8 protein-coding genes are annotated in these 9877 nt (G+C 61.8%); 4 read left to right on the top strand and 4 right to left on the bottom strand.

The genetic code is table 11. The features are described 5' to 3' along the window. Window positions 1–185: 185 nt before the first annotated feature. Complete coding sequence (locus tag SAS01S_RS15335; protein ID WP_066810348.1) at window positions 186–1295, top strand: acyltransferase family protein; 1110 nt, start codon at window positions 186–188, stop codon at window positions 1293–1295. Window positions 1296–1492: 197 nt separating this feature from the next. On the opposite strand, the gene SAS01S_RS15330 is transcribed toward SAS01S_RS15335, so the two are convergent. Further along, window positions 1493–2272 (bottom strand): COG4705 family protein, encoded by a 780-nt coding sequence (locus SAS01S_RS15330; RefSeq protein ID WP_066810346.1) that lies wholly within the window; start codon window positions 2270–2272, stop codon window positions 1493–1495. 99 nt (window positions 2273–2371) lie between these two features. Then, window positions 2372–2686, bottom strand: a complete 315-nt coding sequence (locus SAS01S_RS15325) for a PepSY domain-containing protein (protein WP_066593521.1) — start codon at window positions 2684–2686, stop codon at window positions 2372–2374. A 162-nt stretch (window positions 2687–2848) separates the two neighbouring features. Between SAS01S_RS15325 and SAS01S_RS15320 the strand changes: the two genes are divergently transcribed. The 3 genes from SAS01S_RS15320 (at window position 2849) to SAS01S_RS15310 (ending at window position 5936) form a co-directional block, all read left to right on the top strand. Further along, complete coding sequence (locus SAS01S_RS15320) at window positions 2849–3526, top strand: winged helix-turn-helix domain-containing protein (RefSeq protein ID WP_066810343.1); 678 nt, start codon at window positions 2849–2851, stop codon at window positions 3524–3526. A gap of 133 nt (window positions 3527–3659) precedes the next feature. After that, window positions 3660–4916: a sensor histidine kinase gene (locus tag SAS01S_RS15315; protein ID WP_218016316.1), complete on the top strand. Its 1257-nt coding sequence runs from the start codon at window positions 3660–3662 to the stop codon at window positions 4914–4916. 249 nt (window positions 4917–5165) lie between these two features. Next, a complete protein-coding gene (locus SAS01S_RS15310) occupies window positions 5166–5936 on the top strand; it encodes a COG4705 family protein (RefSeq protein ID WP_084239070.1) in 771 nt (256 codons plus the stop codon). A 239-nt stretch (window positions 5937–6175) separates the two neighbouring features. Here SAS01S_RS15310 and SAS01S_RS15305 read toward each other — a convergent pair whose 3' ends face one another. Further along, entirely contained in the window at window positions 6176–7174 is a 999-nt protein-coding gene (locus SAS01S_RS15305) for a purple acid phosphatase family protein (RefSeq protein ID WP_066810339.1), read from the bottom strand. A gap of 9 nt (window positions 7175–7183) precedes the next feature. Further along, entirely contained in the window at window positions 7184–9805 is a 2622-nt protein-coding gene (locus SAS01S_RS15300; protein WP_157082845.1) for a TonB-dependent receptor, read from the bottom strand. Between the last annotated feature and the right edge of the window lie 72 nt (window positions 9806–9877).

Below are 9877 nucleotides of genomic sequence, written 5' to 3'. Positions count from 1 at the left end.
GGAGCCGGTGTGTCGCCATCATTATGGCTTGTTCTATTTGTCTGATTTATTGCGCGAGCACTGTCAAGATAGCGCTATCATGCTTGGCATCGGCCTGACCGAGGATCCTCGTCATCGCCGGTCGGCGCGTCTGGACGGCATTGCGTTAATCATAAAGTAGTGTCGGGTCGTTAGCGCGAACCTTCATGGAGCAGTCCGCGAATGCGCCCCTTCCCCGTAGCGCCTTAGCCGTTTCCCGCCTCGCGCGACTTGACGGACTGCGTGGTATCGCTGCGTGCGTCGTCGCCGGATATCACCTCCAGATATTATATTATAACGGGCTTGGCGACTTCTATGGCGGCGTTGCCGGCTGGTTCTTTCGATGGGGCTGGACCTTCGTCGATCTGTTCTTCCTCATCTCCGGCTACATCTTCGCGCATGTCTATATCGGCGGCGCAGGCCTGCGAACCGCGCGTCAGCTTGGCGATTTCGCCGTGGCGCGCGTCGCGCGGCTCTATCCGCTCCATCTCACCATGTTGCTGATCGTGGCCGTGCTGGATTGGGGCAAGCCGGAAAACACGCTCCCGATCTTCCTGTGCCACCTGTTCATGCTGCAAGGGCTCGTGCCCGGCGCCGATAGCGGATTCGTCGGCCCGAGCTGGTCGATCTCGGTTGAAATACTCTGCTACTTTCTGTTCGCCCTGGCGGCCTGTTCGGGCAGAAGAACGCTCACCTGGATCTCGGTGGCACTCGTCGCGCTCGTCGTGACGAAACTGGCAATATTCGGATTGCCCGGCGGGCCGTGGGGCGCCGACTGTCTGATCGGCGGCGTGCTCGGGTTCTTCATCGGTCAGTTGTTGTGGCAGCATCGTGAGATACTGGCGCGGGTGCCGACAATCGCCCTTGCCCTGATGTTGACGATCGGCGTGACGATCAATGTCGGCTCTTACAGCCCGCTGCTCCCTTTTGACCTGTTGGCCTGGCCGTCGGCCTTATTGCTGGTGCTGCGCATCAAGACGTTCGAAGCTTCCCCGCTCCGGTGGCTGGGTGATCGCAGCTATGGCATTTATCTGGTGCACTATCCGGTCCTGAACATCTTCTTCGCCGCGCTCGGCAAATCCCACGCCAGCACGACGGGCGTCATCGCTCTCTATGCGGCGTTCTCGATCGTCGTTCTGGTCGTGGCGAACGTGGTATTCCATCTGGTCGAGCGTCCCGGACGCAGAGCGGTGCGCGCGGCATGGGCCAAACGCTATCCGGTGGCCTCGATTAGCGGCTCGGTTGCGGCATATCAGCCGGCTGACAGCGGGCATTAGTAATGATTCTACTTTGGCTGTGGCGAGCCCGTAACCAAAATAAACTCCGATCTACCGCTCGTCGGCAGGCGAGCCACAACGCTAGATGCCACAGGAGCGAAAGCTAACCAGTTTACCCAGGCATCGTCTGGGTTTGGGCCGGTTGCAGGGTTTAAGGCGCGACTGAACGAGAACGTAGTTTGCCGCCGTTGCAGCGGCTAATTCTCGAGATCGCCCCCTGGATGTCGCCCGGCGCGCTGCGGCAACAGCACAATGCAGCCCACGATGAAGACTGCGAGGACGAGTGACGCCAGCGGCCGACTGAAATCCAGGCCGCCCTTGTCATGCGGCTTGTCGAGCAGATCTCCCACGGTAGCGCCGAGCGGCCGCGTCAAAATGAACGCCGCCCAGAACAGGAAGACGCGGGATATGCGGGTCCAACAATAGAGCGCAACCAAGACCGCCAAACCCAGTGCGAAAACGATCGCACCGCCTTCATATCCCAAGCCCCCGCTATCGGCGATCCAGTCCCCGAGCGCCGTACCCAGGGTCTGCGAAAAGGTAATCGTGACCCAGTAGAAGATTTCCGCCTTTGGGCTGGCGATCTTCGCTACCGACACCGACCCCATCGACCAATACCAGAGCGCGAGCGTGCCGAGCAGACAGGCCAGGAGGAGCGCCGAACCCCCGGTATAGCCGATGCCGAGCGAACGATCGGCGAAATCAGCCATCGTGGTCCCGGCCGTGGTCGAGGCGACGATCGTCGCCCAGTACAGAAACGGATGGAATCTGGCAGCGCTGATCTGCCACCAGACGAGGCCGACGAGCAGCGAGGCGAAGATCGCCGTTCCCGCGAGATAGCCGAGGTTCATCGTCATGGTGACAGTGTCGCCGCCGGTCTCGCCCAAGGTGGTGGCGGCGATCTTGATGATCCAGAACGTCAGCACGATCTCGGGAACCTTGCTGGCCGAGACGGCGGGCGCTTGCGGCGTGCTCATCGATTATTCCCTTCCGGCAGCGGATTGCGCGAACGCGGCTTTTCCAACGAGCGCGCCGCCCGGTTGATCCGGACGGCGGCTCCGTACTCTGGTTGACGATTAGTCGGCGTTCGGCCCTTCGACGCCGTTCTCGAGCACCTTGCCGGTGCGCGCATCGACACCGACCTCGAAGGTCTTGCCGTTACTCTTGATGTCGAACGAGTAGCGCAGGCCAGTGCCACCCGATTCCTTCTCGAGCTCCTGATCGGTGATCACGCCTGGACGGGCCGCCAGAGCGCGGGCGCGTGCGGTGGCGAGGGATACCTTCGCCATCGGCGCGAGGCGCGCGCCTTTCAATCCATGATGCGACGGCGCCGCCGATGCGCCAGTGGCGACGAGCATGGCGACTGCGGCGATACAGATAAACTTACGCATGATGTTCTCCAACTTAGGCAAACTGCCCAGGTCGAGTGAATACGCGCCATCGCATTCCTTCAGCCTCACTCGAGCATTAGGAATTGCCAACTTGCCCGATCCGGCCGCCGGGGCGTTATCGCATCGGGCACTGGCGGGTGCGCAGACAATGAAGGCGGACTGGTGAGACTCTTGTTCCTCGAAGACGACAAGGAAACGCGGGAGCATGTAACGCGGATGCTGCGCGCTGCTGGGCATGTCGTCGATGATTGCGCGACCGGTCCAGACGCGGTCTTTCTGGGCACCAGCAACAGCTATTCGGTCCTGATCCTGGATCGCATGGTGCCACGACTGGACGGGTTGGGCGTGCTAAAGGCGCTTCGCGCGGCGGGCGTCCAGACGCCGGCGCTATTCCTGACCGCGATGGACGATGTCGACGACAGGGTCGAAGGTCTCGAGACGGGCGCCGACGACTATCTGGTCAAGCCGTTCGCCGGCACCGAGCTGCTGGCCCGCGTCAATGCGCTGGGACGGCGCCCCCCTGTGTCGGAAAATGTCACTCGGCTAGCGATCGCAGACCTCGAGATGGATCTGCTCAAGCGTATCGTCACACGTGGCGGCCAGCGGATCGACCTTCAACAACAGGAATACAAGCTGCTGGAGTATTTGATGCAGCATGCCGGCGAGATCGTTACCCGCACCATGCTGCTGGAGAATGTCTGGTCGTTCCATTTCGACCCTGGAACCAACCTTATCGAAAGTCATATGAGTCGCCTGCGCGCCAAGGTAGATCGCGGTTTCGCCCAAGCGCTGATCCATACAGTGCGCGGCGCCGGATATCGCCTCGATGTCGCTGACTAGTCCCTTTCGCAGCGGGGCATTTCGGTTCGCGCTCTTGATCGCCTCCATCTTCGCGCTTGGCACGGTGGCACTTCTCGTGATGGTCGAACGCACCGTCGGCCAATATGCGGTCGAAGTCGGGCGCGACAGCGTCATGACCGAGGTGTCCGCCCTGCTCGACGAGGATCGCCTCGCCGGTCGTGCGCGCACGATCGAGTCCGTCGTGCGGCGAGAAAATGCCGTGCGCGAGCACCAGCTGCGCTTCTTGTTGGTCGACGGCCGCGGACGATATCTCGCGGGAAGTCTGCCAGCCGGAATCGCGCACGTCGGGTGGCGGACTATCACCATGCGCAATCGCGACGTCGACGATGACGACGGTGCGACGACGATGACGCTCGACACGCTGGGCGCGCGGATGAGCGACGGCGCGGTGGTCGTGGTCGGAAGCGATACCTCGGATATCGAGGAGTTGCGGCAGAACCTGGGGATGACTGCCGCCGGTTTCGGAATGCTGATCGTCCTGCTGGCTCTTTGCGGCGGCCTCCTCGTGGGCACCACCTTTCTGCGCCGGCTCGACCGCGTCAATCTGTCGGTCGCGCGCATCATGCAGGGCAGCCTGGCCGAACGTTTGCCTCAAATCGGCATGAGTCCGGAGTTCGACAGGCTCACGGTCAACCTCAACCTGATGCTTGGTCGCATCGAAGCGTTGATGGAGGGCGTCAAACAGGTGTCCACCGACATAGCGCATGACCTGCGGACCCCGCTGACGCGGCTGCGACAGCAGCTGGAGGACATTCGCGATTCCGCACCGACGCCGGAGGTGATCGAGCAAGCGGAGCGCGCACTCGTTCAGATCGATCGAATTCTGTCGATCTTCCGCGCGCTGTTGCGGATCGGTTCGCTCGAAGCCGGTGCGGGCCGGAAGCGATTTGCTCCGATCGATGTCAGCGATATGGTTGAGCGCGTCTTCCGCGCATATCAACCCGTCGCGGAAGACCGAGGTTATTCGCTGTCCGCAACGATCGAGCCAGGCATCGTTGGCTATGGCGACGCGGAAATGCTTGCCCAGGCGGTGACGAACCTGATCGAGAATGCTTTGTTTCATACGCCCGCCGGCACCGGCGTCGTGGTCGGCGTCGAACAGCGTGGCGACGGCGAGATCATGATGTTCGTCAGCGACAACGGCCCCGGCATTCCGGCCGGCGAAGTCGGGAACGTCGTGAAGCGCTTTTATCGGCTCGATACGAGCCGGGGGAGCGAGGGCGCCGGGCTGGGCCTGTCGCTGGCAGCGGCCATTGCGGATGCGCACGGCGGCAAGTTGGTGCTGGAGGATAACGATCCAGGCCTGAGGGTGGAGATGCGGCTCATCAATCCTCGCGTGGCGGCGGGACGCGGTCCGGAGGAGAGTTGAACCGTCCGCAAAACTTCAAACGCACTGTCGTCTCGGTCCAGCTTTGATCTCATTGCGTGTTAGGAATTCCCAATGTTCGGGCTCGGCCTATCCTCGCTGAATACGATTTAGACTGTGGTAACAGTGATATACCGTTCCCTTGCCAAACCGGATTGGAGTGCTGGTCCATGGAGCCGCCGCCATGCGCAGGAACGTTCCCGTATCAGCAGGGTTCGCAATGCGTGCCGCCAATTCGCCGAGGAAATCTATATGACCGCTGCCGACCGACGCGAGATGCTCAACAAGGTTCCGCAAGTCACCATCTTCTTCTGGATCATCAAGGTCCTCGCAACGACGATCGGTGAAACCGGCGCGGATTTCCTGAACGTGCAACTCGGGTTCGGACTCAATGGCACATCGCTCGCTATGACCGTCCTGCTCGCGGTCTTTCTGGCAATCCAGATGCGCAAGGATCGCTACGTTCCCTGGGTGTATTGGGTGGTCGTCGTGTTCCTCAGCGTGGTCGGCACGCTTCTCACCGACAATCTGTCCGACAATCTCGGCCTCAGCCTCTACGTCTCGACCGCCGCGTTCACGCTCGCCCTGATGCTGACGTTCATTGTCTGGTACAGCAACGAACGCACGCTCTCGATCCACGAGATAACCAGCACGAAGCGCGAGGCGTTCTACTGGGCCGCCATCCTGTTCACCTTCGCGCTCGGTACTGCCGCGGGCGATCTGATCTCAGAGCAGCTGAACCTGGGATACCTGCTTTCCGGGTTGATTTTCGGCGGTTCCATCGCACTCGTCACATTTGCCTATTACGCCCTGAAGCTGAATGCCGTGGTAGCCTTTTGGCTGGCCTATATCCTGACGCGTCCGCTCGGCGCGTCGATCGGTGATCTTCTCACCCAGTCCAGCAAGGATGGCGGTCTGGGTATCGGCACCTTCACCGTCAGCGGCGTGTTTCTCGCGATCATCGTGTCGCTCGTCATTTATCTGAGCGGTCGAGATCAAAACGAACCGGAGGAGAGGACATAGCAGGTGCTGCCAGCGAAAGCTGCTTGCCTGGACCGCTTCTCCCCCGCCGAAAGCCACCGCGATCGGCGTCGTATTCCACGGCGTCAGCATCTCGACATGAGGGATTCAGCGGTTGCTTCGGACGAATTCGCAGGCGGCCTAAACGTCAAGAACTGGGAGCACTGCCGCCGCTGGCAGCGCGCGTGCGCAGGTGAACCAAAAGTGCCCTATGCACCGCTGGTTAGCGCGACATCCCGACCTCAATCGTCACCGTCCTCCCGCTTGGGCGCGGACTTGGGCTTGGCGAGCTGCGTTTCGCCGCCATTGCGAAGGATCGACGCCTCATACACTTTCGATGCGCCCCAGTCGTAGAAGGCGAAGTCGAGCTGTTCCGGCCCCAGGCGCCAAAGCGACAGACCCGATTGCGACATGGCGAACCGGGTGCCCTCGACCTGGCTGACGGGTCGAACGGTAGAGCCGCAGCCGGTCGCTATGAAGTGCATCCCCGATTTGTAGATATGCTGCATGTCGTGATCGTGACCACAGACATAGGCCTGCACGCCGTGCCGTTGCAGGATGGGAAGGAGATTGAGGATCAAGTCCGGGCTGTTTCCATGCTGGCCGCCGGAGAAGATCGGATGATGGCCAAACACCAGTTTCCAATCGGCCTTCGATTGGCTCAGCGCCTTGTCCAGCCAGCTATATTGCGCGTCCGCATTCTGGTCGTGCACGCGGTGCTCCGCTGTCGCCGCAGGCTCCTTGCGGTATCCCGAAACCAGCGGCGAGGTATCGATCATAAAGATATCGGCATTTGGCACGCCGATATCTGCTCCGGCGATGACATAATATCGGCCCGGCATGGTCCAGCGCGAACTCTTGCGCGAATAATCGATTTGCGCCTGCGGATTGCCCTTATAATCATGGTTGCCGAGAAGGGCATACCAGCGGTGCTGGAGTGAGGGCGCCGTGTAGACGTCCTCGAACGATTGCTTCCAAAGCGGATCGTCGACCGACTGGACCCCCGCATTGTAGAAATTATCGCCAAGCGCGAGCGTGAAACGGCTGTCGATCCGCGCGGCAAGCCGGCCCATCTCTTCCGCCACGCCGCGCTGATGTGGCTCGCCGCGGCGACCCCAGTCGCCGATGGCGAGGAAGCTGATGGCGCTGGTGGGTTGCGCTTTGAGACTGCCGAACGGCGCCGCAGCGGCGGCTGCGGCGATACCGCCCAAAAGGGCGCGGCGATTGGTTTGCACGACCATGGGTTCCCCTTAGAACTTGAATTTGATGCCGCCCTCGAACGTGGCGTCGTAGAACTCGCGCTGGATCGGGCGGTCGGGGCTGCCTTCATAGATCCGCAGCGCTTCGTTCGTCAGGTTCTTGGCGTTGAAATAGACCCGCACGTTGCGGGTCAGGCCGATCGACGAGGTGAAGTCGAGCGTCGTGCGCGGGCTCTGGAAGACGTCGAGCGCGGGTGTATCGCCGATACCGAACAGGTTCGTGCCGACATATTGCGCCGACAGCCGGAGCTGGACTCCATGCGCCTCGTAATAGACCGCAGCGTTCCAGGTCCATTTCGAGGTCGCCGGCAACTGCCTTTTTTCGCCGCTGCGGAGTTCGACCTGGCTGTCGACATAAGTGACGTTGGCGCCGACCCCGATCCCGTCGAACGGCGCCGGCAGAAAGGCGAAGCGCTGGTCATAGGCGGCTTCGACGCCGCGAGCATACGCGGTCGGAATGTTCTCGAACGTATCGAACTCGACCTTGGTCACGCCGGGAAAGTTGACCGGATCGGTGCCGAACGCCGTGCGCTTCGCGACGTAATTGCGCAATTCCTTGTCGAACGCGCCGAGCGACAGAATGCCCGAATGCGGCAGGTATTTCTCGATCGAGAGATCGAAATTGTTGCCGGTGGTCGGCTTCAGGTCCGGGTTGCCGCGCGTGATGATTTCGTTGTCATGGTCGATCGTGATCGGCGCGGCGACCTGCGAGAAGCCGGGTCGGCCAATGCCAGTCGAATAGGTGGCGCGGATCACCAGGGTCGGGTCGAGCGAATAGCGCAGCTGCACCGTCGGGAAGACGTTGGTGTAATCGCGCCTGCGCGTGACTGGATCTGGGCTGAGCAGGTTGCCGTCGGCGTCGAAGCTATAGCTCTGGTACGTCGCCTTGGTATGTTCGACGCGCACGCCGGCGACCCCGCCGAGCTTGCCGGCGTCGAGCGTGTACATCGCATAGCCCGCATAAATGTCCTCCTTGGCCCGGAAATAGCCACCGAGGTCGGGGATGAAGGCGGACGGCGACGAATTCGCCGCCAGCGCCTCGATCCCCTTTTCGTCGATCTGCGGCCCATTGCTATAGCGATCGCCGTAGAAGTCGGTGATCGCCGACCCGAGCAGCGCGCCGGCCGTGGTCGGCGCCAGCGTGAAGCTTTGGTTGAACGGGGTATCAGTCTTGGTTCGCAGCCGCACCTGGCCGCCGAATTGCAACCGGTCGTTGGATCCGATCCAATGCGTGTCGAGCGCGCCGTTGGCGGCGTAGGACCATTCGTGGTCGTCGGCCTTTTCCTTTGTGTTGCTCAGCTTGGCCAGCTTGTAGAGCGACGCGTTGTTGGGATCGGTCGCGCCGCCGACGATCGCCAGCGCGGGGAAATCCGGGTTGCTATTATCGTAGCTGAACGGGACGTTCTTCGGCCCGTTGAAGGTCGTGCCGTAATTGCGGCCGACGCTGAACGTCGCCTTCGAATAAGCCGCGTGATAGTCGAGCGTGAACGCGCCGAACCGGTCCTTGCCGCCGATCACATAGACCTGGTTGCGGTGCGTCTCCTCCTCGTCAGTACCCTTGATCGTTATCGCCGTCGTGGTCGCATAGCCGGCTGGATTGGTCGGATCGATGCTGAGTGTGTCCGCCTGCTTGGTGTTGTCGTCGAATTCGCCGAGCTTGTCGTAAGTCAGGCGGTTCTTGAGCACGGATTCGACATAGCCGGCGACCGATGCGCGCAGATAATATTGGTGATTCTCGTTGGGCGTGTAAGCGAACTCGCCGCCATAGCCGAAACGGCGACGGTGATAGTCGTAGCGCCGCAACTGGTAGTCGGCGACGGCCTTGTTCACTTGACCTGCCGAAAACGCCGGCCCCGCCGCCGAGGTCAGGCCGGGTTGGTCGACATAATCCTCCTCGATATCGTCGAAGCCGCGGCGATCCTCGCGCCACGAGCCGGTCAGCACGATCGAGAAGGGCTTGTTCGCCCCGCCGAAGCGTCCGCCGACCGCGAGGTCGAGATTGAGCGGCCCGCCATGGCGATGCTCGGGCTCATAGCCATAGCCGATCGCGCCGTCGGCGAAGGGGTGCGTCACGTTGGCCGCCGAGCGCGGCGTCAGTTCGATAGAGCCGCCCAACCCTTCGGCATCGTGGTTGGGCATGCCGGTCTTGGTGACGATGAAGCCGTCGATCGCGCCGGTCGGAATGGTGTCGAACTCGACCGCGCGGCCGCTGCCGAAGACGGTGCCTCCAGGATTGGTGTTGAGCAGCACCACACCGCCATAGGTGGCGCCGTTGAGATTGCCGTCAATGCCGCGGATGTTGACGAAACGTCCCTCGCCAGTGTCGCTCGATAGTGAAATGCCGGGCACGCGGCTGAGCGCCTCGGCGGCGTTGAAATCAGGATATTTGGCGATGCTCTCCGCCGATTGGACTTCGACGATGTTGAGGGCGTTCTTCTTGACCTCGCGCGCCTTCTCCTGATCGCGCGGCGCGGTGATGACGATATCGTTCGGGGCAGGCGCATTCTGATCGGCGTCGCTCTTTCCCTCTTTGTCCGCCTCTGCCGCATAGGCCGGCATGGAACCGCACGCGAGCACCGCGCTGGTCGCCAGCAGGATCGCCAATTTCCTCATGATCGTGAGCCCCTTCAACCGAAAGACCGACGGTCCGCGCGAACGCTCGCCTGTCGCTGTGCGGCCGGTGAG

This window comes from Sphingomonas asaccharolytica NBRC 15499, assembly GCF_001598355.1.
In the GTDB taxonomy this organism is placed as follows: Bacteria; Pseudomonadota; Alphaproteobacteria; order Sphingomonadales; family Sphingomonadaceae; genus Sphingomonas; species Sphingomonas asaccharolytica.
The sequence above is the reverse complement of the archived record's forward strand: the minus strand, read 5'-3'. Positions and strand labels throughout refer to the sequence as shown.

Coding starts and splice junctions, on each gene's coding strand:
- SAS01S_RS15305 (WP_066810339.1), bottom strand. CDS start 7,174: ATGGTCGTGCAAACCAATCGCCGCGCCCTTTTGGGCGGTATCGCCGCA.
- SAS01S_RS15335 (WP_066810348.1), top strand. CDS start 186: ATGGAGCAGTCCGCGAATGCGCCCCTTCCCCGTAGCGCCTTAGCCGTT.
- SAS01S_RS15315 (WP_218016316.1), top strand. CDS start 3,660: ATGACCGAGGTGTCCGCCCTGCTCGACGAGGATCGCCTCGCCGGTCGT.
- SAS01S_RS15330 (WP_066810346.1), bottom strand. CDS start 2,272: ATGAGCACGCCGCAAGCGCCCGCCGTCTCGGCCAGCAAGGTTCCCGAG.
- SAS01S_RS15300 (WP_157082845.1), bottom strand. CDS start 9,805: ATGAGGAAATTGGCGATCCTGCTGGCGACCAGCGCGGTGCTCGCGTGC.
- SAS01S_RS15310 (WP_084239070.1), top strand. CDS start 5,166: ATGACCGCTGCCGACCGACGCGAGATGCTCAACAAGGTTCCGCAAGTC.
- SAS01S_RS15325 (WP_066593521.1), bottom strand. CDS start 2,686: ATGCGTAAGTTTATCTGTATCGCCGCAGTCGCCATGCTCGTCGCCACT.